The 207-nt window shown below is 46.4% G+C and carries 1 protein-coding gene; it reads left to right on the forward strand.

Features of this window, described 5'->3' with window-relative positions; translation table 11 throughout:
• Positions 1–207, forward strand: a 207-nt coding sequence (locus tag RRF55_RS29480) for a DUF4144 family protein (protein ID WP_439419524.1), incomplete at both ends; no start/stop codon positions are given.

Here is a 207-nt window from a genome sequence, read left to right on the forward strand (position 1 = left end):
GATGAACTTATCTATTTGCGTTCTCATGCCGATCTTGATTCCGAATGCGAAGCGCTCATTTTGGGGCCAGATGATTACGTAATTGACTCAAATGGCAACACGTTCGGATTGCAATACAACGATTCGAACGCCACCGTTTTACAACCGGAAGAACGCACTCTGTCCGTCGAGGAAGTTACGTCACTCATCCAGTCGCATGAGTTTAGT

The organism is Klebsiella sp. K47 (assembly GCF_051858335.1).
Taxonomy (GTDB): Bacteria; Pseudomonadota; Gammaproteobacteria; order Enterobacterales; family Enterobacteriaceae; genus Klebsiella; species Klebsiella pneumoniae.